Source organism: Streptomyces sp. NPDC018019 (assembly GCF_044327805.1).
Lineage (GTDB): Bacteria > Actinomycetota > Actinomycetes > Streptomycetales > Streptomycetaceae > Streptomyces.
On record NZ_JBIRGD010000021.1, the window covers coordinates 115,728 to 140,277 of the forward strand.

Below are 24,550 nucleotides of genomic sequence, written 5' to 3' on the forward strand. Positions count from 1 at the left end.
CGGGTCGGACGCCGCTGCCCGCGGCCGTCTGCCCGCCCGTCCGTACGGTGGTCCGTCCCTTCCCGGGGCGGGCCACCGCGTCGTCGGGCGACCGTACGGGTTGCGCGCCACCGGGCCTCCCTCCACCGGCCTTCCCGCCCCCGGGCATCTCCGTCGGCCGGTGGCCGGTCACCCGGCCGCGCCCGCGGCCCCACCGGCTTCTCCCGGCCCGCCCGCAGAGCCGGCGGTCCGTATGCGCAGCGCCAGGAGCAGCGCCAGCACCAGGACGCCTGCCGAGCAGAGGAAGACCACGCCTATGGACGAGCTGAAGGCGTCCACCGCCCGCGTGTGGGCCGCGCCTTGGAGGGCCGGTATGGCGCTGGTGGAGCCGCCGGGGCCGCGGTCGGCGTAGACGCGGGCGAGCACCGTGCCGAAGAACGCCGTACCCAGCGAACTGCCCAGGGTCTGGAAGAAGCGGACACCGGTCGTCGCCACCCCGAGCTGGTGGCGCGGCGCGGACTGCTGCACCAGCACGATCAGCTGCCCCAGCGTCTGGCCGAAGCCGGCACCGAGCAGGAGGAGTTCGGCCCGTATCGCCCAGAGACCGGTGTCGGCGCCACTCGTCGAGAGCAGCAGGGCGGCCACGGCGGCGCAGGCCGTACCGCTGAGCACGAAGGTCTTCTCCGACCAGCCGCGAGCGGCCAGTCTGCCCGTCAGCAGACCCGATCCGGCCATGCCGAGCGCCACCGGGATCATGAACAGGCTCGCGGCGGTGGGGTCGATGCCGCGGACCAGCTGGAGATAGATCATCACGTAGACCAGCGAGCCCATCAGGGCCACGCCCACCAGGCCCTGCACGGCGAAGCCGGTACGCAGGGTGCGGATGCGGAACATGGACAGCGGGAGCAGCGGTTCGGCGGCGGTGGCCTGCCGCCACAGGAACAGCGCGAGCAGCGCCGCGGCTCCGCCGGACAGACCCAGGATCGTCGGCGAGGCCCAGCCGTAGTCCCGGCCGCCCCACTCCGTCACCAGCAGCAGCGCCGTGGAGAACGCCGCGGCCAAGGCCGCACCGAGGAAGTCGATGCGCCGCCGCCCGCCGTGGCGGGGGAGCTTCAGGACGACCGCGGAGGTGACGAGCACGGCGATGCCGACCGGCAGGTTGACGGAGAAGACCCAGCGCCAGCCGGCGTGTTCGGCGAGCAGGCCGCCGATCACCGGCCCCAGGGCCATGCCGGCCCCCGCGACCAGCCCGCCCACCCCGGCGCCTTTCCCCGCGCCCTTCTCACCCGGCCCCTTGAGCTGGGCGATCACGACCATAGTGACGCTCATCAGTCCGCCGCCGCCCAAGCCCTGCACCGCTCGGAAGGCGATGAGCTGCTCCATCGACTGTGCGGCCCCGCACAGCGCCGAGCCCAGCAGGAAGGTGGCGACCGCCCCGAGGAAGACCCGCTTCGCGCCGAGGGAATCGCACAGTTTGCCGTACAGGGGCAGCGCGGCGGTGGCGGCCAGCGAGAACGCGCTGATGAGCCAGGGGATGCGGTCGACGCCGTGCAGCGGGTCCAGCTCTCGGACGATCGGGACCGTCACGGCCGAGACGATGTTCGTATCGAGGACGGCGAGCAGCAACGTCGCCAGGCAGACGGCGAAGGCGATGCGGCGCCGGACCGGCGTCATGCCGCCGGGCCCGGTGGCGGGCGGCCCGCCCGGCACGGCACCCGGCGCGGCACCCGGTGGGAGGCCGGCCGCACCGGCCGCGGCGCCGTCGGCGGCATCGCCCGAGGAGGTCCGCGAAGAAGCGGTGGAAACGGTCATGGCAGCACCATGCCCGCAAAGCATGGACCGAGTCAATCTTTTGTCCGGTATTATTTTTTGTCCTGGTACAGTGGTGTCATGGCCGAGGAGCTGGGACTGCGCGAGCGCAAGAAACTGCAGACGGAGCGGCGCGTCTGGCGGACCGCCGTCGAACTGTTCCTGGAGCGGGGCTTCGAGAAGGTCTCCGTCCAGGAGATCGCCGCCGCCGCGGACGTCTCCAAGATGACCGTCTTCAACTACTACGGCTCCAAGGAGGACCTGGTCCTCAAGCCGATGGAGCACCACGCCGGTGACGCGGCCCGGGCCGTCCGCGACCGGGCGCGGGGCGAGTCCGCCGTCGCGGCGGTCTGCCGCCAGTTCGTCGAGATGCTGGAGCTGCGGGACCCGTCCGTCGGCCTGTGCGACAAGGGCGAAGTGCTCAGCATCCGCCGCCTGATCGTGGAGACGCCGGCCCTGCTGCTCCGCGCGTACGCCAACCGGATGCAGGGCCTCCAGCAGCTCGCCGAGGTGCTCGTGGAGGAGACCGGGGGCGACCGGATGGACGCCCAGGTCGCGGCCGGTCAGCTGATGGCCGCCCGTAACGCGCTCATCAACGAGAACCACCGCAGGCTGCTGGCCGGCGAGTCGGCCGACGCCGTGTATCCGGACGCGGTCGCCGCCGCGCGCCGCGCCTTCGAGCTGGTGGAACGCGGTCTCGGGGATTACGCGACACGCCCCGCCGAGTAGCCTCGACGCCATGCCCAGTGCCAGCGCCCGCAAGCCGTCCGGCAGTTCCCGCACCCGCAGCTACGACTCCGCCAAGACCCGCGCCGCCGTCGTCGCGCAGTTCGGCCACGTACGTGCCGCCGTGGGGCGGCTGACCCCCGAGCAACTCGCGCTGCCCACCCGCCTCGGCGACTGGACGGTCCGCGAACTGGTCGCCCACCTGGCCATGGCCGTCGAACAGGTCCCCGCGACGCTCGCACAGCCCGCGCCGCCCGCTCAGGAGGTCACCCTGGCCACCTGGCCGTCCGCCACCCGGGCGCTGGCCGGGGAGGTCGACGAGATCGCCCGCGCCACGGCGGCCGAGGCCGCACCTTCCGACCTCCTGGACCGCGCCGCGGCCCGTTACGCCGAGGCCGTCCCGGTGGCCCCCGACGACCGGCTGCTGGCCGCCCGTATCGGCGCGATGCGGCTGGCCGACTTCCTGGTGGTCCGCTGCGTGGAACTGATCGTGCACACCGACGACCTGGCCGCCGCCACCGGCCTGGAGATCCCGTTCGACCGCCAGGCCCTGGCCACCGCCACCAGGCTGCTCGCCGACGCGCTCGCCGCCACGGCGCCCGGCGGCTCGGTCGAGGTCCGGGTGCCGCCGTTCGCCGTCGTCCAGTGCGTCGAGGGCCCCCGGCACACCCGCGGTACGCCGCCGAACGTCGTCGAGACCGATCCGCTCACCTGGCTCCGCCTGGCCACCGGCCGTACGGACTGGTCGACGGCGGTCGAGGAAGCCGCCGTCAGCGCCAGCGGTGAACGGGCCGACCTGGCACCGTACTTGCCCCTTATGGGGTGAATGCGGCGGCCGAGCCGGACAGCCGTCCCCGGCCCCGATCGGCCATGACCGGGGCCGGTCCACCGCCGCTCGCCGCCCCCGGAAGCGCGGAGGACAAGCGGCGTAACGCCGGTCCGATGCGCCCGGAAATCACCAGGAATGCTCACCGGAACGCCAGTCACCGCAGAGCCGAGTGGCGCATCTCACCCCAGTGTGCGCGATGGGCGCCCGGCGACCGGCCTCGGCACTGAGGCGAGGCCGGTACGACGGCCCTGCACCAAGGGCCCGCCCCACCCGTATGGAGCGTGATCCGGTCCGTGAGCGGCCGCTCACGGCGGGCCTGCGTCCACCTGGAGCAGGGGCCCCGGCGCCCGCTCAGGTTCGATCCCCGGTTCGGATGAATCGCGGACCTGCCCTAGACTCGGTTCTGTGCCACGTGGTGACGGACGACTCAGCCACGACCTGCTCCCCGGCGAGAAGGGCCCCCAGGACGCATGTGGCGTCTTCGGTGTCTGGGCTCCGGGTGAAGAGGTCGCCAAACTCACCTATTTCGGGCTGTATGCCCTGCAACACCGCGGACAGGAGTCCGCGGGCATCGCAGTGAGCAACGGCTCCCAAATCCTCGTTTTCAAGGACATGGGCCTGGTTTCCCAGGTCTTCGACGAGACGAGCCTCGGCTCCCTCCAGGGCCACATCGCCGTGGGTCACGCCCGCTACTCGACCACCGGCGCCTCCGTCTGGGAGAACGCCCAGCCGACGTTCCGTGCCACCGCGCACGGCTCGATCGCCCTGGGGCACAACGGCAACCTGGTCAATACCGCCGAGCTGGCCGAGATGGTCGCCGCGCTGCCCCGGGAGAACGGCCGCGCGACCCAGGTGGCGGCCACCAACGACACCGACCTGGTCACGGCCCTGCTGGCCGGCCAGGTCGACGAGGACGGCAAGCCGCTGACCGTCGAGGAGGCCGCGCCGTGCGTCCTGCCCAAGGTCATGGGCGCCTTCTCGCTGTGCTTCATGGACGAGCACACCCTGTACGCGGCCCGTGACCCGCAGGGCATCCGCCCGCTGGTCCTCGGCCGCCTGGAGCGCGGCTGGGTGGTGGCCTCCGAGACGGCCGCCCTGGACATCTGCGGCGCCAGCTTCATCCGGGAGATCGAGCCCGGCGAGATGATCGCCGTCGACGAGAACGGTCTGCGCAGCTCCCGCTTCGCCGAGGCCAAGCCCAAGGGCTGCGTCTTCGAGTACGTCTACCTGGCGCGCCCCGACACCGACATCGCGGGTCGCAACGTGTACCTCTCCCGGGTGGAGATGGGCCGCAAGCTGGCTGCCGAGGCGCCCGCCGACGCCGACCTCGTCATAGCGACGCCGGAGTCCGGCACCCCGGCCGCGGTCGGCTACGCGGAGGCCAGCGGCATCCCGTACGGCGTCGGCCTGGTCAAGAACTCCTACGTCGGCCGGACCTTCATCCAGCCCTCGCAGACCATCCGCCAGCTCGGCATCCGGCTCAAGCTCAACCCGCTCAAGGAAGTCATCCGCGGCAAGCGCCTGGTGGTCGTCGACGACTCGATCGTCCGCGGCAACACCCAGCGCGCCCTGGTGCGGATGCTCCGCGAGGCCGGCGCCGCCGAGGTGCACATCCGGATCTCCTCGCCGCCGATCAAGTGGCCGTGCTTCTACGGCATCGACTTCGCCACCCGCGCCGAGCTGATCGCCAACGGGCTGACCGTCGACGAGATCGGCACGTCGCTGGGCGCCGATTCGCTGGCGTACATCTCGATCGACGGCATGATCGAGTCGACGACGATCGCCAAGCCGAACCTGTGCCGCGCGTGCTTCGACGGCCAGTACCCGGTCGAGCTGCCCGACCCGGAGCTGCTGGGCAAGCACCTCCTGGAGGCGGAGGCCGCGGGTCAGGCCAAGCCGGACCTGGACGGCGTCGAGACGCTGACGGCCGGGGTCGGCGGCGCCGACGCGCTGCGCCGCCCGTAGAGCTCGTACACACCGACAGGAAAGATCTCAACGCCATGTCTGCCGAGTCTTTTGAGCGTGCTCAGCACGCGGGCACCAGCGCCAGCTACGCAGCAGCGGGCGTGGACATCGAAGCGGGCGACCGCGCCGTCGACCTGATGAAGCAGTGGGTCAAGAAGGCCACCCGGCCCGAGGTCGTCGGCGGCCTCGGCGGGTTCGCCGGCCTCTTCGACGCCTCGGCCCTCAAGAGGTACGAGCGACCGCTGCTCGCCTCGGCCACCGACGGCGTCGGCACCAAGGTCGACATCGCCCGCCGGATGGGCGTCTACGACACCATCGGCCACGACCTGGTCGGCATGGTCGTCGACGACCTGGTCGTCTGCGGTGCCGAGCCGCTGTTCATGACCGACTACATCTGCGTCGGCAAGGTCTACCCGGAGCGGGTCGCGGCCATCGTCAAGGGCATCGCCGAGGGCTGTGTGCTGGCCGGCTGCGCGCTGGTCGGCGGGGAGACCGCCGAGCACCCGGGGCTGCTCGGGGCGGACGAATTCGATGTCGCCGGCGCCGGTACGGGCGTCGTCGAGGCGGACCGGGTGCTGGGCGCGGATCGTATCCGTACGGGTGACGCCGTCATCGCCATGGCGTCCTCCGGACTTCACTCGAACGGGTACTCGCTCGTTCGCCACGTGCTGTTCGACCGGGCCGGCATGTCCCTGGACCAGCGGGTCGACGAGCTCGGCCGCACCCTCGGCGAGGAGCTGCTGGAGCCCACGAAGATCTACTCGCTGGACTGCCTGGCGCTCACCCGCACCGCCGAGGTGCACGCCTTCTCGCACATCACCGGCGGCGGCCTGGCGAACAACCTGGCCCGGGTGATCCCGGACCACCTGCACGCCACGGTCGACCGGTCCACCTGGACCCCGGACCCGATCTTCGACCTGGTGGGCAAGGCCGGGGAGGTGGCGCGGCCGGAGCTGGAGAAGACCCTGAACATGGGCGTCGGCATGATGGCCGTCGTGCCGCAGGAGTCGGTGGACGTGGCGCTGGCCACCCTCGCCGACCGCGACGTGGACGCCTGGGTCAGCGGCGAGATCGTCGAGCGTGGTGACCACACCGAGGCAGTGACCCTGACCGGTGACTACTCCGCCTGAGCCGGCCGCCTTCAGGGCAGCACAGAACCCGGTCCGAGGTGACCACCCCGGACCGGGTCCGTGGAAATGCTGTGCGCGCCGTGCGCGTACGACAGAGGAGACGTCGTACGTCAGGCGCGACGACGGTGCTGGGACGAGTTGCCCTCGTCCTCGTCATCGTCGTCGTGGTTGTAAAGGTCGGCGTACCGCGCGTACGGGTCGTCGTCCTCGTCATCCTCGAACGGCTCGCCGTTCGGCGGCTGCTGTGCCGGCTGTTGCGGCGATGCACCCAGCTCCTCGGCCAGGCGTGAGAGATCAGTCCCACCGCTGTTGTACTTCAGCTGGCGGGCGACCTTCGTCTGCTTGGCCTTGGCCCGGCCGCGCCCCATGGCTCGACCCCCTCAACGACGGGGCTCGACGGCCCCAGAGTCTTGACACGCGTTCATGATTCAGAGCGGACTCTCGACAGAGAGACCGGCCCGTAGGGCTTCAACGGTACCTGCTTCCGCGGCCATACGGTACGTCGCCCGCATCACCGACCGCTCGGCATGACCGGCAGGACGCCCCGTCCCCGCTGGTCAGCTGCGATTTTAACCTGTCCGTCCGGGCGACCCGCCGACGGGTGGTGAGGGATGTCTCTCTTACCGCCCGTGATCCCTTACGGAGCGCTCGGAGATCGTTACGCGAGCGCCCCCGCCCTTGCTCGCCGCACCGTCTGTGAACCTCTCCGGTACGGTCCGTGGCCGACGCCGCGTTCGCAGGGGCATACGGGCCTTTCCGGGGTCGCCCGACAGAGCGATCGGATTGCGATCGACTTCGGTCGACCCCGAGCATCCGATGGACATCGGAGGTCAAAACCGGTCGTCATAGGTGCCGCGACCGGCTGGAAAAATGGCTTGAATACGCCGTCCCGGGCCGTCGGGCGAGCCCGCCCGCCGGCCGGGGGCCGGGGTCAGGACCGCCGGGCGTCGGCCATCCGCTGCTCGGCCAGCCGGTCCGCCGCCGCGGCGGGCGGAATGCCGTCCTCCTTCGCACGAGCGAATATCGCCAGCGTGGTGTCGAAGATCTTTGCCGCCTTGGTCTTGCAGCGGTCGAAGTCGAAACCGTGCAGTTCATCGGCGACCTGGATCACGCCGCCGGCGTTCACGACGTAGTCGGGTGCGTAGAGGATGCCGCGGTCGGCGAGGTCCTTCTCGACGCCCGGGTGCGCCAGCTGGTTGTTGGCCGCGCCGCAGACCACCTTGGCGGTCAGCACCGGCACCGTCTCGTCGTTCAGGGCGCCGCCGAGGGCGCACGGCGCGTACAGGTCCAGGCCTTCCGTGCGGATCAGCGCACCGGTGTCCGCGGCCACGGCGACCTGCGGGTGCCGGGAGCGGACGCGCTCGATCGACTCGGCGCGCACATCGGTGACCACGACCTCCGCGCCGTCCTGGAGAAGGTGCTCGACGAGGTGGTGGCCCACCTTGCCGACACCCGCGACGCCGACTTTGCGGCCGCGCAGCGTCGGATCGCCCCACAGGTGCTGCGCCGAGGCCCGCATGCCCTGGAAGACGCCGAAGGCGGTCAGGACCGAGGAGTCGCCGGCGCCGCCGTTCTCGGGGGAGCGTCCGGTGGTCCACTTGTTCGTACGGGCGACGACGTCCATGTCCGCGACGTAGGTGCCGACGTCGCACGCGGTCACGTAACGGCCTCCGAGAGACGCCACGAACCGGCCGTAGGCGAGCAGGAGTTCCTCGGTCTTGATCAGTTCGGGGTCACCAATGATCACGGCCTTGCCGCCACCGTGATCGAGACCGGCGAGGGCGTTCTTGTACGACATGCCACGGGAGAGGTTCAGGGCGTCCAGCACGGCCTCCTCCTCGGAGGCGTACGCGTGGAAGCGGGTGCCGCCGAGGGCCGGGCCCAGGGCGGTGTCGTGGATGGCGATGACGGCCCGCAGACCGCTGGCGCGGTCCTGGCACAGGACGACCTGCTCGTGGCCGCCCTGCTCGGAACGGAACAGGGTGTTCAGGACGCCGCCGTCGGCGCCGGCCGGGGCGGCCCCCTGCGCGGAGGGCGTGGGGGAGGGAGGACGTACGTCGGTCACGGTGGTGACTCCCATAAGTCGCGGAGGACGCCCTCCGATGTCTCCCTGTTGCTTGTGGCAGGGGGAGGGCGGGAGGGCCGGTCGGGAAGAGAGTAAGACCTGAGCGGCGCGCTGATCGGTGCAGTGCGGAGGATCACCCTCTCCTGGGGGACGGGCGTGGGACGATTTGCCGTACCCCGGGCCGGGCGGCGTGAGCCAACTCCCGGCACTTTGCACCTCTTTGCCAAACTTTGCTGGTGTTTCTGCGGACGGCATGTTGAAGGAAACGAAGGAGCGGGCGTGGCCCTGGCGTCGTCGGTGATGGTCCCGTACGCGGCATATCTACGGGTCTACGAGCCGCTGGCAGCGTTTCCCGAGCCGGAGCGCTCCTACTGGGCGCGCTACGCCCGGCGCACCGATACCCCTACGGTTCAGGACGAACTTCGGCGGTCTCTGGCCGATTTGCTGCCCACTCCGCCCGTTCCGGTGCCGGTGCACGAGAGCAGCGACGCCTTCGTCGCGGTCGTGGACGGGGTGACCTGCGTCTGTCCCTGGCGGACGCGGCTGCGCGGCTGGCAGGCACTGGAGGAGCTGTCCGACCTGCTCCCGGCGCCGGTGCTGGACGCGGCGCTGCCGCCGGTGGTGCGGCGCCAGGCGGCGGCGGACTACGAGGAGTGGCTGGAACGCAATCCGGACGCCCGGCCGTGGATCCGCACCGCCACCTGGCACGTACCGGTGCGCTGGTTCGCGCTGTTCGGCGACGACGAGCGGGAGTACACCAAGAGCGAGCACGGGCCGGTACTGCGGTACCGCACGCCCATGGTGCAGGCGCGGCGCCGGGTGGCGCGGGGGCTGCGGACGCTGCGCGACTCCCTGGAGGAGGGGCCGCTGATCGACGGCCTGGTGGACGTGGGCCGCTGGCTGGAGGAGTTCCACCCGCGGGCGCTGGTGGAGCTGGACTACGGCGGTCTGGTGCATGCGGTGCCCGAGGGGCAGCTCGCCGAGGACCGGTCGGCCGCGGAGGTGGCGGCGGGGCTGGCGGCGCTGCGCGAGGGCGACAGCGACCGGGCCGGCGAGGCGTACGAGAAGCTGTCGGACCGGTGGCGCGAGGTGCGTGAGCGGCAGTTCGCCAGCTGAGACTGAGGGCGCGGAAGGGGTGCGCGGGGCGGCGGCGCTGCGTACGGTCTTGCGATACGGCCCGCGAGGCGGGCCTCGGCCGGTCGTGGCCGTTCCCGCGGAACGACAAAATGATCGCCGACTGACGAGGTTCGGGCACACTACTGAGACGAAGGCGTGGGACGTAGGTCCCGATCCGGGCGATTGCCTCAAGCGTGACCTAAAGCACTGACTTCGGGCCTTGCGGCCAAGCCATACCCTCGTGCCAAAATAGGACAAGGAGCCTGAGAAGGGCCCCTTCCGTCCTAGTAGGGGCGGATAGTTCGGTATTGCGCTCCTTGGTGGGTCTGATGGCGGCTGATCACTGTGTGACTGATCGTCACGGTGGTGTGACTGTCCGCTATGGCATGGTCCATCGGCTTCCGCCGAGGTTGAACACCTGAGAGGGCAATTCCATCGGTTTGGCCGACGTGGCTGGACAGATGGTGTAGTTGTAGTGCCGAGGACAAGCCGTTCGTCCTATAACCGACTCGGCCCGCGTCCGCCATTTCGGGCAACGCGGGTCAAGGTGCAGAATTTAGAGGAAAGAACCGTGATGGTTCGGTTCTCCCGAGGAGGCCGCTCATGACCGCTCGCACCCCTGACGCCGAGCCGCTGCTTACCCCCGCCGAGGTCGCCACGATGTTCCGCGTGGACCCGAAGACGGTGACCCGCTGGGCCAAGGCAGGCAAGCTCACGTCCATCCGCACGCTCGGAGGACACCGGCGCTACCGCGAGGCCGAGGTTCGCGCACTGCTGGCGGGCATTCCGCAGCAGCGCAGCGAATCCTGAACAACCGCATGACCGGGCTGTTTTCGGGCCCCCCAACCCGACTCCGGCCCATGGAGCCCCCTTCGGCTCCGCTCAGCATCACCTAAGCAGCACACAGCTCCATACGACGCGGAGCCTGCCCCAACAGGCCCCACACCCGCAGCATCTGGGTACGTCATCGATCGCGCTGGACTCCGCCGGGTCCAGCGCGATCTTTTTGTGCGCGCCGAACTCCGCCCCGGCCGGCCGGACACCGTCCGCGGTGGCCGCCGGAAGCGGGCACCGGCCGTTCTCGGGCCCGGTCCGCGGGCTGCCGGGTGTGCGGTGCAATTGCACATATTAAATTGACTCGGTGTAGGGCGGCCGTAAGATTCCCGGTTCCGCAAAGTCGTCCGGTGACACCCGTCACAGGCGCGGACGCTTGTGGCGTCAACGCCCCTGCGATAAGGGGCCCGTACGCCGCCCTTCCCCCAACAGCCTTCCCTCGCGGGGCCGGTGGGAAGGGCGCCGTTGGTCACCGGGACGCAGGACCTTCGTCCCCGGTCGCGGCGGCCGGTACCGCTTCGTGCGCCACCGGCGCCGCTTCGCGGGACGCCGGGCCCGTGCGGGGTGCGGCACCAGAAGCCGCGGAGGGCCCCGTGGCGGGCCTGGCAGCCGGCCGGGCGGCGGAGTCGGCGGCGGGGGCGCCGTCGACGCGGCTACGGGGCTCCATGGCGAGCCGCAGGAGACGGGCGCAGACGGGGCAGTGGCGGGTCAGATGGCGGTAGCCCGAGGCGGCCGACAGGTGGGCCCGCAGCAGCGCCCTGATCTCGTGCCTGGCGGCTGTCGACATCGCCCACTCCTCCCGGCCCGCGTCCTTCCTCGTGACTACCGGCGGTAGGTGCCCCAGTCAATACGCGAAAAGGCCCCGACTCGCACGGCCCGGACCTTCGGGCCACGGAGCGGCGCGGCGCTCGTGTCCACCTTCCCCGGAGGGGCGACCACGCAAACGGCCCGCATCCCGGGAGGGATACGGGCCGGACACTCGCGCCGCAACGCTGATCGGCCCGCATCTCGGGAGATGCGGGCCGATCGAATGCGGTCCTGACGGGATTTGAACCCGCGGCCTCCACCTTGACAGGGTGGCGAGCACTCCAAACTGCTCCACAGGACCTTGGTGCGGCTTCCGCTTGCGCGGTGCTGCGAAGCAAGACTCTACAGCAGGTCAGGGGGTGCGGTCGAACTCGGTCCCGGTCGCCCGTCACGGAGGGCGGGCCGGGACCGGTCACGCCTTGGGTGCCGCCGCGTCCACGGCCTTCACGATCCGCTTGTCGGAGACCGGGTACGCCGTACCGAGCGCGTGCGCGAAGTAGCTCACCCGCAGCTCCTCGATCATCCAGCGGATCTCCCGGGCCTCGGCGGGCACCGGCCGCCCCTGGGGGAACTGCTCCAGCAGCCAGGCGTACTCGTCCTGCATCTCCTTGACCTTGGCCATGCGGGAGCGGTCCCGCTCGGCGTTGTTCGGGAGCTGCTGGAGGCGGCGGTCCACGGCGACCAGGTAGCGCATGAGGTCCGGCAGGCGCTTGGTGCCGTGCGCGGTCACGAACCCGGGCTTGATGAGCGCGGCCAGCTGCTCCTTGATGTCGGTGAGGGACGGGAGCAGGGAGGGGAAGGTGGTGGCTTTGAGACGGCGCTCACACGCCTGCCAGGCCGCCAGTACCTCCCGGGTCTGCTGGACCGTCCGCATCGTCGCGTCCACCAGGTCGGCGCGCACCGCGTCGAAGAGCTTGCGGAAGGACTCCTCGTCCCAGGCCGGTCCGCCGTGGGCGGCGATCAGCCGGTCCGTGGCGGCGGTCACACAGTCCTCGAAGAGGGCCTGGATGGAGCCGTGGGGGTTGGCCGACAACGCCAGCTTCTGTTGATTGGTGAGCTTGCCCTGCGCGAACTTGGCTGGGTTGCTCGGAATATTCAACAAGATCAAACGGCGGGTGCCGGCCCACATCGCGGTCTGCTGCTCCGCCTCGGTGTCGAAGAGGCGCACGGCCACGCTCGCGCCCTCGTCCACCAGCGCCGGGTACGCCTTCAGCGGCTGCCCGCCGCGCCGGGTCTCGAAGGTGCGCGGCAGCGTGCCGAGCGTCCAGGACGTCAGACCGCTGCGCTGCTCCAGGCCGGCCGGTGCGCCGGACCCGGCCGCGCCGCCCCTGCCGGCCGCGCCGTCCTTGGCGGGCCGCTCGGCGGCCTGCGCGAACGCCTTGCTCAGGGCCGCCTGCGTCTTCGGCTTGAGCTTCAGACGCAGCGCTTCGAGGTCCTTGGCCTCGGCCAGCTTGCGGCGCCGCTCGTCGATCACCCGGAAGGTGATCTTCAGGTGGTCCGGGATCCTGGTCAGGTCGAAGTCGGCCGGGTCGACCGGGACGCCGACCATCCGCTGGAGCCCGGCCGCCAGGGCCGAGGTCAGCGAGCCCTGGAGGGGCACCGCCGAGTCCAGGAAGCGGGCGGCGAAGTTCGGTGCCGGCACGTAGTTGCGTCGGATCGGTTTGGGCAGCGAACGGATCAGTTCGGTCACCAACTGCTCGCGCAGGCCCGGGATCTGCCAGTCGAAGCCTTCGGAGGAGACCTGGTTGAGCACCTGGAGGGGGATGTGGACGGTCACACCGTCCGCGTCCGCACCCGGCTCGAACTGGTACGTGACCCGGAACTTCAGCTTCCCCTGCCGCCAGGAGTCCGGGTAATCGGCCTTGGTGACGGCTTCGGCGGACTCGTTGATGAGCATGGAGTGCTCAAAGTTGAGCAACTCCGGTTCCTCGTGGTGCTTCTTCTTCCACCACGAGTCGAAGTGCGCGCCGGAAACGACGTGTTCGGGCAGCCGCTGATCGTAGAAGTCGAAGAGCGTCTCGTCGTCCACGAGGATGTCGCGACGGCGCGCCCGGTGCTCCAGCTCCTCGACCTCGCCGAGCAGTTTGCGGTTGTCGTGGAAGAACTGGTGGTGGGTGCGCCAGTCGCCCTCGACCAGGGCGTTGCGGATGAACAGGTCCCGGGAGGTCTCCGGGTCGATCCGCCCGTAGTTCACCTTCCGCTGGGCGACGATCGGTACGCCGTACAGCGTCACCCGCTCGTACGCCATCACCGCGGCCATCTTCTGTTCCCAGTGCGGCTCGCTGTACGTCCGCTTCACCAGGTGCTGGGCCAGCGGCTCGATCCACTCGGGCTCGATCTTCGCGTTCACCCGCGCCCACAGGCGTGACGTCTCGACCAGCTCCGCCGACATGATCCAGCGCGGCGGCTTCTTGAAGAGCGCCGAGCCGGGGAAGACCGCGAATTTCGCACTGCGGGCGCCCAGATATTCGTTCTTGGCGTCCGTGTCCTTCAATCCGATGTGCGAAAGCAAACCGGAAAGGAGGGAAGTGTGGATGTGCTCGGGCGCCGCGTCCTGCTCGCTGAGGTGGACGCCCATCGTCTTGGCGACCGTACGCAGCTGTGAGTAGATGTCCTGCCACTCACGTATGCGCAGGTAATTCAGGAACTCGTTGCGGCACATCCGGCGGAACGCCGAGGACGACAGCGCCTTCTGCTGTTCGCGGACGTACCGCCACAGGTTCAGGTACGCCAGGAAGTCGCTGGTCTCGTCCTTGAAGCGGGCGTGCTGTTGGTCGGCCTGCTGCTGTTTGTCGGCGGGGCGCTCGCGCGGGTCCTGGATGGACAGCGCCGCCGCGATCACCATGACTTCGCGTACGCAGCCGTTGCGGTCGGCCTCCAGCACCATCCGGGCCAGCCGCGGGTCCACCGGCAGCTGGGCGAGCTTGCGCCCCATCTGGGTGAGCCGCTTCTTGGGGTCCTTCTGCTGCGGGTCGAGCGCGCCCAGCTCGTTCAGCAGGTCGACGCCGTCCTTGATGTTGCGGCGGTCCGGCGGGTCGATGAACGGGAACTTCTCGATGTCGCCGAGGCCGGCCGCGGTCATCTGGAGAATGACGGAGGCCAGGTTCGTACGCAGGATCTCGGCGTCCGTGAACTCCGGACGGGCGAGGAAGTCCTCCTCCGAGTACAGCCGGATGCAGATGCCGTCGCTGGTCCGGCCGCAGCGGCCCTTGCGCTGGTTGGCGCTGGCCTGCGAGACGGGCTCGATCGGCAGCCGCTGGACCTTGGTGCGGTAGCTGTAGCGGGAGATCCGGGCCATGCCGGGGTCGATCACGTACCGGATGCCCGGCACGGTCAGCGAGGTCTCCGCGACGTTGGTCGCGAGAACGATCCTGCGGCCGGTGTGCCGCTGGAAGACGCGGTGCTGCTCGGCGTGCGACAGGCGCGCGTACAGCGGCAGCACCTCGGTCTGCGGCAGGTTCTTCTTGTTGAGCGCGTCCGCGGTGTCGCGGATCTCGCGCTCGCCGGAGAGGAAGACCAGGATGTCGCCGGGCCCCTCGGCCCGCAGTTCGTCGACCGCGTCGCAGATCGCGGTGATCTGGTCCCGGTCGCTGTCGGTGCCGCCCTCCTCCAGCAGTGGGCGGTAGCGGACCTCGACCGGGTACGTACGGCCGGAGACCTCGATGACCGGCGCGCTGGGCGCGGCGTCCGGGGCGTCCTCCCGCGCCCGCCCGTCCTGTGCCGGCACGGTGGCGAAGGAGCCGAAGTGCCGGGCGAAGCGCTCCGGGTCGATGGTCGCGGAGGTGATGACCACCTTCAGGTCCGGTCGCCGGGGCAGCAGCTGCGCCAGGTACCCGAGGATGAAGTCGATGTTGAGGCTGCGCTCGTGGGCCTCGTCGATGATGATCGTGTCGTACTGGCGCAGCTCCCGGTCGGTCTGGATCTCCGCGAGCAGGATGCCGTCGGTCATCAGCTTCACGAGGGTGTCCGGGCCGACCTGGTCGGTGAAGCGGACCTTCCAGCCGACCGCCTCGCCCAGCGGCGTGTTCAGCTCCTCGGCGACCCGCTCGGCGACCGTACGGGCCGCGATCCGGCGCGGCTGGGTGTGCCCGATCAGGCCCCGTACGCCGCGGCCCAGCTCCAGACAGATCTTGGGGATCTGGGTGGTCTTGCCGGAGCCGGTCTCACCCGCGACGATCACGACCTGGTGGTCGCGGATCGCTTCGAGGATCTCGTCCTTCTTCTGGCTGACCGGCAGCTGCTCCGGATACGTGATCGCGGGCACCGCGGCGCGGCGCTGCTCGACGCGCAGCTCCGCCTCCTCGATCCCGGCGGCGATCTCGGCGAGCACGGCCGCGCGGGCCTCGGGCTTGCGGATCCGGCGCGCGCCGTCGAGCCGGCGCCCCAGCCGCTGCTGGTCGCGCAGCATCAGCTCGGGCAGCCGCTCCAGGAGAGCGGGCAGGGTGGAGGCGGCACCGTCGGGCCGGGCGGAGGCAGGCTGACTGGACATACGCAACCCAGGATCTCACCTCCGCGAATACGGTGGCGAACGAATTGCGGCCGGGGCGGGCGGGGTGGCCGGGTGAATGGGGTGGGCGGGGGCGTCAGGGGAACACCCTCGGCGTTCCCGGCGGCCCTGCCGGTCCGGCCTCCCGCCAGGTCCTTCCCGCCGGCACCTGCCCACCGGGCTCCCGCCGGGACCTGCCCACCGGCCTCCCGCCAGGTCCTTCCCGCCGGCACCTGCCCGCCGGGCCCCGCCCGGACACGCCCACCGGCCCCCGCCCGCCGCCTCCCACAGTGAGCCGACCAGCAGGGGAATGTCCGGGATAGGTGCTTTAGCGTGGTCCCATGGATGATCAGCACGGCGACCACCCCCAGCCGCACGGCGCGCACGGACGGCCCCCGACCACGGCCGAGAGATGGGCCGCGTTCAAGAAATCGCCGTTCCTGCCCGCCACCGTGCTGGTCCTCATCCTCGCCGTCGCCGCCGGCTTCTTCGCGGGCTCGTACACGTACACCATGGCCAACCCGACCCCGCGGCACATCCCGACCGCCGTGGTCGGCCCGGCGGACTCCCCGCACGGCAAGGCGTTCGTCGGCGGCATGGAGAAGGCCCTGAACGCCTCCCTCCAGCTCCATGAGTACGCCTCGTATGCCGTGGCCAAGGAGGGCATCGAGGAGCAGGAGGTCTTCGCGATCCTGCGGGTGCGGGAGCGGAGCATGGAACTGGACGTGGCCGGGGCGGCCGGAGCCCAGGTCGCGCAGGTGCTCGAACAGGCGGGCCCCAAGGTCGGGCAGGCGGTCGGTGTACCGGTCGAGGTCCGGGACCTCAAGCCGCTCCAGGAGGGCGACCCGCGCGGGCTCGCCCTCTTCTACATCTCGCTCGCCGCGGTGATCATCGGCTTCGTCGGAGCGATCCAGCTGAGTGTGCACGCGCGCGGGCTCAATCCACTCGAACGGATCGCCTTCACCGTGCTGTACGCGCTGCTGGGCGCCTTCGCCATCGCCGCGGTCGTGGACTGGCTGCTGGGCGCGCTGGATCTGTCCTTCGTGGAGTCCTGGCTGATCCTGGCGCTGACGATGTTCACGTCCGGCATGGTCTTCACGATGTTCAACACGTTGATCGGGCGCTGGGCGATGATCCCGACGTGGGGCCTGATGGTGCTGCTGGGCAACCCGTCCTCGGGCGGCGCGGTCTCCTGGCCGCTGCTGCCGTCCGTCCTCGGGCACATCGGCCGCTGGCTGCCGCCGGGCGCCTCGGTCAACGCGCAGCACACGGCCGTCTACTTCAGCGGCTCCCAGCACGCCTTCCCGTTCCTGGTGCTGGCGGGCTGGGCGCTGGTCTCGTGCGCGGTCTTCTGGACCTGGCGGCACCGGCACCCGGGCGGGCGCGAGGTGGGCGCCCTGGCCTCGGGCGTCCACAGGGCGGCGGCGCCGGGGGCCTGACGCGCGGACCGGTCCGCGTACGGGGCGACCGTCCTACGGGATGGCCGCCCCCTTCGCGGACCCGAGTACGGATGCGGCGCCTCGTCCCAGAGCGCGGGCCGCCGCGGTTCTCTCCCGGAGTACAGGCCGCCAGACATCGAAAAAGGCCCCGATCCGAAGATCGGGGCCTCTTCCCACTGCTGGTGGCTGGGGCCGGGGTCGAACCGGCGACCTATCGCTTTTCAGGCGATCGCTCGTACCAACTGAGCTACCCAGCCACAGCGGTCCTGACGGGATTTGAACCCGCGGCCTCCACCTTGACAGGGTGGCGAGCACTCCAAACTGCTCCACAGGACCTTGCGTGGTGCGAAACCAGGTGAACCTAGTCTCGCACACGGTAATGCGTGCCCCCAACGGGATTCGAACCCGTGCTACCGCCTTGAAAGGGCGGCGTCCTGGGCCACTAGACGATGAGGGCTGATGGCCCGCCTTGGTGCCTTGTGGGGCGCCGTCGGGGACGTGAGAAGCATATGGGATGCAGGGACCGTTCGCCAAAACGGTTTGTTCGAGCCCGGCGGCGGGGGCCGCGACGGGTGGGCCGGACGGGTGTCCCGTTCGCCCGTGGGGCCTAGGAGGGACTGGGTGACGGCGTGCCGGGCGGGGTGGCCGGGGAGCGTGTGCCGGGGGAGCCGGTGCTCGGCGATGGTGTGGTCCCGGGCCGGTTCTCCTTCGGCAGATGGCGGCTGACCTCGGCCTTCGACAGGCCGAGCCCGCCGAGCGTGATCTCGTCCCACGCCTGGAGGCGCCGGGTCTCACGGTCCAGGTAGAGGACGGACGCCTGTACCGGCGCGGGCTTCTTGCCCTGGACCGCGCGCAGCCCGCCGCCGCCCGTGGACCCCTCGACCATCAGCTGGGTGCCCCGGGGGAGCACGCTGTTCTCACGGTGGTGGACGTGACCGGCCAGGGCCAGCGGAACCAGGCCGTCCGTCTCGGCCGCCGCGACCGGGTTGTGGGCCAGCGCGATGTCCACGGGGGTGCCCCTGAGCCGCTGCGTACGGAGCGAGTCGGCCAGCTTGCCGCCCGCCGTGCGCTCGGAGAAGTCCCCCTCCGGGACGACCGAGCGGTCCGGTGTGAACTGCGGGTCGCCGACGCCCGCGATGCGCAGCCCGCCGATGCTGACGGCCCGGCCGCCGTCGAGGACCGTCGCGTTCCTGCGGGTCGCGAGGTACTGCTGCGTGGTGGCGGAGTCGTGGTTGCCGCGCACCCACACGTACGGGGCGCCGAGCGTGGCGACCGGGTCCAGGAAGGCGTTCTCGGCGGACGAGCCGTGGTCCATGGTGTCGCCGGTGTCGATGATCACGTCGATCTTGTACTGCTTCACCAGCGACTTGACGATCTGCCAGGCCGCCGGGTTCAGGTGGATGTCGGAGACGTGCAGCACGCGGATGGTGGTGGGGTCGGGGGTGTACGCGGGCAGGGTCGAGGTGGCTTCGTACAGTTTGGTGACGTTCGTCACCAGGCGCGCCAACTCCCGCTGGTACACGTTGAATTCGCTGACGATGTTGCGGGCGTTGCCGACCACCGAGGGGGCCGAGGACAGCAGTCCGGAGAACTTCGGCTCCAGGACGGACTTGGGGTTCCAGGTGGCGTACGCGGTGGCGCCCGACGCGGCCAGCAGGGCGAGCGCCAGCCCGCCGGCGGCCAGCGCGCGGCGCGGTCTGCGGTATACGGCCAGGCCCAGCGCGGTGGCGCCGGAGACCACTGCGACACAGGAGCGGAAGGCGAGGGTGCCGGTTCCGTCGAGGACGTCGCGGGTGACCTGCTGCTGGAGGCCGGCGAAACGTTCCGGGTGGTCGACCAGGGCCTGGGACCGTACGGGATCCAGCCGGTCGACATCGACATCGAGGCGTATGGGCGCGTAGTGGCTGCGCAGCTCCAGGGCGCCCAGCGGTGAGACGTTGATCTTCGTGCCGCCGGAGAGGGACGGGCGCAGTGTCATGTTCGTGTCCACCGGTCCGACCGGTGCGTGGATGCTGCCGACGATCAGCAGGCCCAGCCAGGCGCCGAGGAGGGTGACGGCGATCAGGCCGAGGGCGCGGGCGTACGGGTGCGGGGTGTGGGTGAGGGTGCTGGTGGGGGCGGAGTGGTGGGAGCGGTAGTCGCGGAGAGCGGCGGCGGGCAGGCCCCGTACCCGGGCGAGCGAGGCACGGAGCAGCCGGAGTACGGGAGAGCCGGGGGGCGTCTCCCCGGAGGGCGCGACACGGGCCATTGGGCGCGTATTCCCGGGCGCCGCGCCCGTTATGCCCGGGAAGCGGCCCGTGACCGGTGCCGGGAACGGCCGCACCGCGGGCCCGGGTGCGCCTCCGCGCGGTACCGCTGCCGTGCGGGAGCGTGGCGGACAATGGGTGGTGTGCTGGAGATGACGCGCGAGGAGTTCGAGGAACTGGTGGCCGAGGCGCTGGACCGGATCCCGCCGGAGCTGACACGGCTGATGGACAACGTGGCGGTGTTCGTCGAGGACGAACCACCGGCCGGGGACCCCGACCTCCTGGGGCTGTACGAGGGCACGCCGCTGACCGACCGCGGCGAGTGGTACGCGGGCGTACTGCCCGACCGGATCACCGTCTACCGCAATCCGACCCTGCGGATGTGCGAGACGCGGGAGGACGTGGTGGCGGAGACGGAAGTGACCGTCGTGCACGATACCCCGTCGTACACCTCTCTGGGTGATCTTCGCCTGATCGGGTGATGCCGCAAGGTTTGCAGCTAGCCCCAGCCCAGTGCGTGGAGCCGTTCGTCATCGATGCCGAAGTGGTGCGCCACCTCGTGAACGACCGTCGTGGCCACCTCGTGAACCACTTCATCCCGGTCCCCGCACATGCGGAGAGTAGGCCCCATGTAAATCGTGATCCGGTCAGGCAGTACACCCGCGTACCACTCACCCCGGTCGGTCAGCGGCGTGCCCTCGTACAGCCCCAGGAGGTCGGGGGCCTCGGCTGGAGGCTCGTCCTCCACGAAAACGGCCACGTTGTCCATGACCCGTGTCAGCTCCGGCGGGATGGTGTCCAGCGCGTCGGACACCAACTCTTCGAACGTCTCTCGCGTCATTTCCAGCACACAGCCATTGTCGCTTGGTCTGGAGGACGCTGGGAGGAGCACAGGACCCCGCCCGCACGCCACGAGGGAGCGCACGGGCGGGGCCGGGGCCCGGGTTACGACTGGGCGTGTACGGGAGCGCCCTGGGCCCGGAGCTGGGCTAGCTGCCGCTGGTACAGAGGGCCCGCGACGTGCGCTGCTCGCGCCTCAGACGGCGCCGCCTCCTCGATGAGGTGGTGGGCCGCCGCCTTGAGGTATGCCGCCCACGCCAGCACGTGCTGTTGCGCACTTCGGCCGCACTCCTGGGGCTCACCTGGCAGACAGAGCGGGAGGGCCGGACTTACCTTGTTCGCCGCGTGTCGCACGCACCGGGCGATCGTCAGCCACTGGTCCTCGGACCGATGAGCGCCCGTCTGTCCTTCCTGAAACCACCGGCCGAAGTCGTCTCCGTGATCATCCATACGTGCGCTCCTGCGGTCCTCTGAGTTACGCGGGTGCGGCGATCGTAGCGGCCTTCGCCGCCGCGTCTGCCTCCTGCGGATCGCAGTGCCCCACAGAGGGGACGCAGGGCGTGCACGGGCCGCACATGGGCAGGAACTGCGGGGGTGTACAGGACTGTGCCCCCTCGCCGTGTACGGCGGTAATGCCGGCCGTTACGGCGGCCATCCGTGCGCCGCCCCAGATGTCGGCGAGTGGCGTTTCCCGCACGTTGCCCATGGTCAGGAACCGGCCCAGCACGCACGGCCACACATCACCGGTCGGACTGATAGCGCACTTCTCGTGACCGCAGTGCCCGCACAGGTCGGCGATCGTCGGTGCGGCCCCTCGGCTGGCCCGTCCGAACGCCCGGGCCCGGTCACCTCCGACCGTGCCCACGCCAAGGTTCATAAGGTCCTTGGCCGCTTCCTGGACGCGCTGCTCCTGGCGGACAGCGACCACGCCACCGCGCACTGGGATACCGAGGCTGAGCGCCTTTTGGATGTTCCTTCGGGTCCGGCGGTGTGATCCCCGGAGGTTGGTCACCTTGTCGTGGTCGTCCGGCGTGTCGGAGTAGTACGACGCGGCGAGCTTGACCCCGCAGTCCGTGAAGGTCGCCCACAGGTGATCGCGAACGTGGGCGAGGTTGGAGAAGACTTCCACGGACAGGCCCGCCCCGTGGGCGTGCCGGATCAGGCTCGACAGGTGCGGATAGAGCGTCGGTTCTCCGCCGATGAACTGCACGTCCAGCGCGCCCAGGGCCGCGAGCTGGTCAATGGTGCGTTTCCAGTCCTGGAGGGTCATCGTGCCGTGCGTCCCCTTCGGGGACGAGTCCGCGTAGCAGTGATCACAGAACTCGTTGCAGAATCCCGTGACCTCCAGCCATGCGAATTTCAGTCGGTTCCGGGCAGGGCTCATCGCCGCCTCCTTGCGACTGTGGATGAGAGATTGCCCGCCCCTCAAGCGGGTTGCGCGGCGTGGGGGAACACGGTGTTGCGCGCCGTCAGGCCACCGCGAGAGGGGCGGGGGCTAGCGGGCCGTGCGTTCCTGTTGCGGCCCTTCGGACGGAAGCGGCGGGATCGCCGCCCGTCCCTCGTTCAGCTCCAGACGGCGCACGAGCGCCACGTCCTCGTAGGTACGGGCGAACGTCGGGTGCCCCGCGCGGCCTGTGTGCGCCATCATCGCCAGGTCGGCCGCCTTCAGGTCGGTGGTCGCCGCCAGCGTCCACGAACATCCGCCGCTCAGGCACTGCGCCGTCACGGTGACCTCGCTTTGCGGATGTGTGCCGATGGCGTGCTTCACGGCGCGGATCACGCTGCGGGTGCTCACGGCCGCACCACCGGGGGACCGATCGGCAACGCCACCATGCGCCGCTCGTGGGGGTGGTTGCGGATCTCCACGTTGCAATCGGCTGCCGCCGACCGGTCCACGTAGCCGTTGGGCGCGCCGTTGCCCGTCTCGTACGCCGTCCGCCAGCTCGCAGCGTGCGCGCATACCGGGCAGCCTTCCACCGGCACGGGCCATAGGTCCGGCAACGGCAGTTCCACCAACGGTTCCGAGTAGCTGCGTCGCGGCGCGAAGTAGGCCCGGCTCACGACCAGCTCCCGACGGGGCGAGTCCAGACCCTCGCCCGCGCGTGCTCCTCGTCGGTGGGCTTGCGTAACTGGTCCGGCCGGACTGCCCACTCCGCACCGCCACCCGGAGGAACGAGGTACGCGGACCCTTCGAGGAGTCTGCGTACCTCGCCGATCCGATCGTTCGTTGTGTCCACCGCGTATGTGCCCGTGGTGGGGGTCCAGTCGTGGGCCATGATGCATCGCCGTCCCCTCGCGTGGTCCGATGACATTCCACGCTAGGAACGGCAACTCTCAGTTGTCTGTGGCACTTTGGAGACCCGCCAGCGGGAAGTACCACAAGCCTTTAGAGCGGCAGCCCCACGACGTCAGCCATGGCCCGCATGTCCGTCGTCAACGTCCGCCGCCCCCGGATCACCCGGCCGAGGATGTCACGGGCATAGCGCTGGTTCGGTAGCCATTCCGGGCTGTCGGAGCGGATCTGTTCCAGCTTGCCGAACGCCTCTGCATAGTCGCCGGTCTTGGCGTACGCGTCGGCCACGTCCAGCAAGTGGCGGTTTCGGTTGTTAGACGTGGGCTTGAGGCTGAAGACGGGCACGCGTTCGGCGATACGGAGCACCATGTCAGGCCGGTCGGTCACGCTGGCGTTCTCGGCGGCCTTGAGCTTGACCGTGGTCGGCCCGAACGTGCGAAGGAAGTCATTATTCGGGGCGTGCTCACGCCCCAGCGCCACGGCTGCCGCTGTGGCGAACTTCAACGCGTCCTCGGCGTCGCCAGGCTGCGAGTTCCGCACGGCCGCAGCGGACACGCGTAGCAGCATCCAGCCCCACGTACTCAGCTCCGCCGGGGTCGCCCGGGACATCCGGGGCTCGGTCTCGTCGGCCCACTTCACGGCCAGGTCATACGCCTTGCCCAACTCGCCCTGACGTAGCAGCAACCAGCACAGCGTGTTGACCGTGGCCGCACCCTCCATGCGATCCGCCGAGTCGTCGAGGGCGCGGTCTAGCGCCGTCTCGGCGGCTTTGAACTGGCGGGTCTGGACCATGAGCCACCCAGCGAGCTGCAATAGCCGTACCCGGACCGCACGGCCCTCTGAGCCCAGCGCGTCAGCGTCCCGCAGCAGGGGCGGCAGCAGCACCGATAGTGCCGTGTACTGATCGCCGGAGAACAGGGGCGCCGAATCCTTCAGGGCGCCACGTACCCCGCTGACCGTCGGCGGCTCGTCGTCCAGCCCTGGGGCGACGGGGGGACGCTCCAGGGCATCCCGAACGGCCGCCCAACGATCCACTGTGTCCGCACTGGCATCCTCCGGGTTCGGTTCACCGGCCAGGCGCATCGTCGGCACCCTCAGCGCGTGTGCGAGCTTGCGCAGTGTCTCCAGACGGGCCGTCTCCCGCTCGCCCTGTTCGAGTTTCCGGATGGCCGAGAGGGAGACTCCCGACGCGTCCGCTAACTCACGCTGTGACAGCCCGCGACGCTTGCGGACTTCTTTTACCCTCTGCCCCGCAGTGCTCATGCTCCGAGCGTACGACGCGGACCCCGCCCAGGACACGGGAAAGGCCCCGCACCTGCCCAGCGAAGGGCAGGCGCGGGGCCATGGAAACGAAGGGGAGCGGGAGCCCAGTAACGCCAAGGCGTCCGGCCGTCCGGGCACCTCACGCCGGCCGGGGGCAAGCCTTCGGATCGAAGGGACTCGGAGCGCCGAAACCCCGGTTACGGGCCCTTACGGGAAGCCGCCGATCCGACGTACCCACTGGTCACAGGCCAGTTGGTGCGTGGTCGGCGGTCTTTGGCGGACCTTGGAACCCGTACAGCCAGCGGCCCGCTATCACGCTTCGGTCTTCCGTCCCGGCCGGAGGGGGGACACCCCCAGCCGGATCACTTCACCAACACCCATTCGGACTACTTCCGCATACCAGTCGTATAGATGCGCCCCAACCTGTGGTGACATACGCCAACCGACAGAAAGAGATCCTCATGCCAGAGAACCCGAAGGAACCTGAGAACTCCGAAGAGACCAGCCGAGCGCCGGGCGTCAACATCCGGGAGACTGACAGTGGTGTCCGGAACGTTCGGGCTGCCGAGGAAGGTGGAGCAGCTCGCCGGAGGTGGGAAGAAGAAGTTCGCGAGCAGCAGGACGTAGCCGACGAGTCCCAGGACGACTAACACGCTACAGCTCCCCAGGGTGCGGCTGCTCCGGCCGCCTCCGCAACGGACGCCGCGCCCTGGCCGCCGCGCC

19 protein-coding genes and 4 tRNA genes are annotated in these 24,550 nt (G+C 70.3%); 8 read left to right on the forward strand and 15 right to left on the reverse strand.

Features of this window, described 5'->3' with window-relative positions; genetic code table 11:
- Positions 1-168 precede the first annotated feature (168 nt).
- Entirely contained in the window at positions 169-1,653 is a 1,485-nt protein-coding gene (locus tag ACH4FX_RS29970) for an MFS transporter (protein ID WP_398484248.1), read from the reverse strand.
- 216 nt (positions 1,654-1,869) lie between these two features.
- On the opposite strand from ACH4FX_RS29970, the gene ACH4FX_RS29975 reads away from it, so the two are divergent.
- The 4 genes from ACH4FX_RS29975 (at position 1,870) to purM (ending at position 6,438) form a co-directional block, all read left to right on the forward strand.
- Positions 1,870-2,517, forward strand: a complete 648-nt coding sequence (locus ACH4FX_RS29975) for a TetR/AcrR family transcriptional regulator (RefSeq protein ID WP_398484173.1) — start codon at positions 1,870-1,872, stop codon at positions 2,515-2,517.
- A gap of 10 nt (positions 2,518-2,527) precedes the next feature.
- Positions 2,528-3,340 (forward strand): sterol carrier family protein, encoded by an 813-nt coding sequence (locus ACH4FX_RS29980; protein ID WP_398484175.1) that lies wholly within the window; start codon positions 2,528-2,530, stop codon positions 3,338-3,340.
- A 408-nt stretch (positions 3,341-3,748) separates the two neighbouring features.
- Positions 3,749-5,308: an amidophosphoribosyltransferase gene (gene purF, locus ACH4FX_RS29985; protein ID WP_398484177.1), complete on the forward strand. Its 1,560-nt coding sequence runs from the start codon at positions 3,749-3,751 to the stop codon at positions 5,306-5,308.
- Positions 5,309-5,343: 35 nt separating this feature from the next.
- Positions 5,344-6,438, forward strand: coding sequence for a phosphoribosylformylglycinamidine cyclo-ligase (gene purM, locus ACH4FX_RS29990; protein ID WP_398484179.1), 1,095 nt, complete (start codon positions 5,344-5,346; stop codon positions 6,436-6,438).
- Between the two features lie 110 nt (positions 6,439-6,548).
- On the opposite strand, the gene ACH4FX_RS29995 is transcribed toward purM, so the two are convergent.
- Both ACH4FX_RS29995 and ACH4FX_RS30000 read right to left on the reverse strand, forming a co-directional pair.
- The gene (locus tag ACH4FX_RS29995) at positions 6,549-6,806 is read right to left on the reverse strand and encodes a DUF3073 domain-containing protein (RefSeq protein WP_398484181.1); all 258 of its coding nucleotides are present in this window, start codon (positions 6,804-6,806) and stop codon (positions 6,549-6,551) included.
- Between the two features lie 563 nt (positions 6,807-7,369).
- Complete coding sequence (locus ACH4FX_RS30000) at positions 7,370-8,518, reverse strand: Leu/Phe/Val dehydrogenase (RefSeq protein WP_398484183.1); 1,149 nt, start codon at positions 8,516-8,518, stop codon at positions 7,370-7,372.
- A gap of 264 nt (positions 8,519-8,782) precedes the next feature.
- Between ACH4FX_RS30000 and ACH4FX_RS30005 the strand changes: the two genes are divergently transcribed.
- The gene (locus tag ACH4FX_RS30005; protein ID WP_398484184.1) at positions 8,783-9,619 is read left to right on the forward strand and encodes a hypothetical protein; all 837 of its coding nucleotides are present in this window, start codon (positions 8,783-8,785) and stop codon (positions 9,617-9,619) included.
- Between the two features lie 603 nt (positions 9,620-10,222).
- On the forward strand, positions 10,223-10,429 hold the full coding sequence (gene bldC / locus ACH4FX_RS30010) for a developmental transcriptional regulator BldC (RefSeq protein ID WP_003980577.1): 207 nt from the start codon (positions 10,223-10,225) through the stop codon (positions 10,427-10,429).
- Positions 10,430-10,922: 493 nt separating this feature from the next.
- Here bldC and ACH4FX_RS30015 read toward each other — a convergent pair whose 3' ends face one another.
- The 3 genes from ACH4FX_RS30015 to hrpA form a co-directional block, all read right to left on the reverse strand.
- Positions 10,923-11,240, reverse strand: coding sequence for a DUF6274 family protein (locus ACH4FX_RS30015; RefSeq protein ID WP_398484186.1), 318 nt, complete (start codon positions 11,238-11,240; stop codon positions 10,923-10,925).
- Between the two features lie 246 nt (positions 11,241-11,486).
- Positions 11,487-11,561 (reverse strand) — tRNA-Asp (locus tag ACH4FX_RS30020).
- A gap of 111 nt (positions 11,562-11,672) precedes the next feature.
- Positions 11,673-15,749: an ATP-dependent RNA helicase HrpA gene (gene hrpA, locus ACH4FX_RS30025; RefSeq protein WP_398484188.1), complete on the reverse strand. Its 4,077-nt coding sequence runs from the start codon at positions 15,747-15,749 to the stop codon at positions 11,673-11,675.
- A gap of 338 nt (positions 15,750-16,087) precedes the next feature.
- Between hrpA and ACH4FX_RS30030 the strand changes: the two genes are divergently transcribed.
- Positions 16,088-17,185, forward strand: coding sequence for an ABC transporter permease (locus tag ACH4FX_RS30030; protein ID WP_398484189.1), 1,098 nt, complete (start codon positions 16,088-16,090; stop codon positions 17,183-17,185).
- Positions 17,186-17,365: 180 nt separating this feature from the next.
- Here the strand turns inward: ACH4FX_RS30030 and ACH4FX_RS30035 are convergent.
- From ACH4FX_RS30035 to ACH4FX_RS30050, 4 genes are all read right to left on the reverse strand, one after another.
- A tRNA-Phe gene (locus tag ACH4FX_RS30035) sits at positions 17,366-17,442 on the reverse strand.
- A gap of 4 nt (positions 17,443-17,446) precedes the next feature.
- Positions 17,447-17,521, reverse strand: a tRNA-Asp gene (locus tag ACH4FX_RS30040).
- 48 nt (positions 17,522-17,569) lie between these two features.
- Positions 17,570-17,642 (reverse strand) — tRNA-Glu (locus tag ACH4FX_RS30045).
- 150 nt (positions 17,643-17,792) lie between these two features.
- Complete coding sequence (locus ACH4FX_RS30050) at positions 17,793-19,433, reverse strand: metallophosphoesterase (RefSeq protein ID WP_398484191.1); 1,641 nt, start codon at positions 19,431-19,433, stop codon at positions 17,793-17,795.
- A 141-nt stretch (positions 19,434-19,574) separates the two neighbouring features.
- On the opposite strand from ACH4FX_RS30050, the gene ACH4FX_RS30055 reads away from it, so the two are divergent.
- A complete protein-coding gene (locus ACH4FX_RS30055) occupies positions 19,575-19,913 on the forward strand; it encodes a metallopeptidase family protein (RefSeq protein WP_398484193.1) in 339 nt (112 codons plus the stop codon).
- A gap of 17 nt (positions 19,914-19,930) precedes the next feature.
- Here ACH4FX_RS30055 and ACH4FX_RS30060 read toward each other — a convergent pair whose 3' ends face one another.
- The 5 genes from ACH4FX_RS30060 to ACH4FX_RS30080 form a co-directional block, all read right to left on the reverse strand.
- Positions 19,931-20,281: a metallopeptidase family protein gene (locus ACH4FX_RS30060; protein ID WP_398346502.1), complete on the reverse strand. Its 351-nt coding sequence runs from the start codon at positions 20,279-20,281 to the stop codon at positions 19,931-19,933.
- A 465-nt stretch (positions 20,282-20,746) separates the two neighbouring features.
- The gene (locus tag ACH4FX_RS30065; RefSeq protein WP_398346501.1) at positions 20,747-21,655 is read right to left on the reverse strand and encodes a radical SAM protein; all 909 of its coding nucleotides are present in this window, start codon (positions 21,653-21,655) and stop codon (positions 20,747-20,749) included.
- 111 nt (positions 21,656-21,766) lie between these two features.
- Positions 21,767-22,066 (reverse strand): hypothetical protein, encoded by a 300-nt coding sequence (locus ACH4FX_RS30070; protein ID WP_398346500.1) that lies wholly within the window; start codon positions 22,064-22,066, stop codon positions 21,767-21,769.
- Positions 22,063-22,332: a hypothetical protein gene (locus ACH4FX_RS30075; protein ID WP_398346499.1), complete on the reverse strand. Its 270-nt coding sequence runs from the start codon at positions 22,330-22,332 to the stop codon at positions 22,063-22,065. Before ACH4FX_RS30075 ends, ACH4FX_RS30070 begins: the two co-directional genes overlap by 4 nt.
- Positions 22,333-22,657: 325 nt before the next feature.
- Complete coding sequence (locus ACH4FX_RS30080) at positions 22,658-23,827, reverse strand: helix-turn-helix domain-containing protein (protein ID WP_398346498.1); 1,170 nt, start codon at positions 23,825-23,827, stop codon at positions 22,658-22,660.
- Between the last annotated feature and the right edge of the window lie 723 nt (positions 23,828-24,550).

Coding starts and splice junctions, on each gene's coding strand:
- ACH4FX_RS29980 (WP_398484175.1), top strand. CDS start 2,528: ATGCCCAGTGCCAGCGCCCGCAAGCCGTCCGGCAGTTCCCGCACCCGC.
- purM (WP_398484179.1), top strand. CDS start 5,344: ATGTCTGCCGAGTCTTTTGAGCGTGCTCAGCACGCGGGCACCAGCGCC.
- ACH4FX_RS30000 (WP_398484183.1), bottom strand. CDS start 8,518: ATGGGAGTCACCACCGTGACCGACGTACGTCCTCCCTCCCCCACGCCC.
- ACH4FX_RS29995 (WP_398484181.1), bottom strand. CDS start 6,806: ATGGGGCGCGGCCGGGCCAAGGCCAAGCAGACGAAGGTCGCCCGCCAG.
- ACH4FX_RS30015 (WP_398484186.1), bottom strand. CDS start 11,240: ATGTCGACAGCCGCCAGGCACGAGATCAGGGCGCTGCTGCGGGCCCAC.
- ACH4FX_RS30030 (WP_398484189.1), top strand. CDS start 16,088: ATGGATGATCAGCACGGCGACCACCCCCAGCCGCACGGCGCGCACGGA.
- ACH4FX_RS29975 (WP_398484173.1), top strand. CDS start 1,870: ATGGCCGAGGAGCTGGGACTGCGCGAGCGCAAGAAACTGCAGACGGAG.
- ACH4FX_RS30065 (WP_398346501.1), bottom strand. CDS start 21,655: ATGAGCCCTGCCCGGAACCGACTGAAATTCGCATGGCTGGAGGTCACG.
- ACH4FX_RS30080 (WP_398346498.1), bottom strand. CDS start 23,827: ATGAGCACTGCGGGGCAGAGGGTAAAAGAAGTCCGCAAGCGTCGCGGG.
- ACH4FX_RS30050 (WP_398484191.1), bottom strand. CDS start 19,433: ATGGCCCGTGTCGCGCCCTCCGGGGAGACGCCCCCCGGCTCTCCCGTA.
- ACH4FX_RS29970 (WP_398484248.1), bottom strand. CDS start 1,653: ATGACGCCGGTCCGGCGCCGCATCGCCTTCGCCGTCTGCCTGGCGACG.
- hrpA (WP_398484188.1), bottom strand. CDS start 15,749: ATGTCCAGTCAGCCTGCCTCCGCCCGGCCCGACGGTGCCGCCTCCACC.
- bldC (WP_003980577.1), top strand. CDS start 10,223: ATGACCGCTCGCACCCCTGACGCCGAGCCGCTGCTTACCCCCGCCGAG.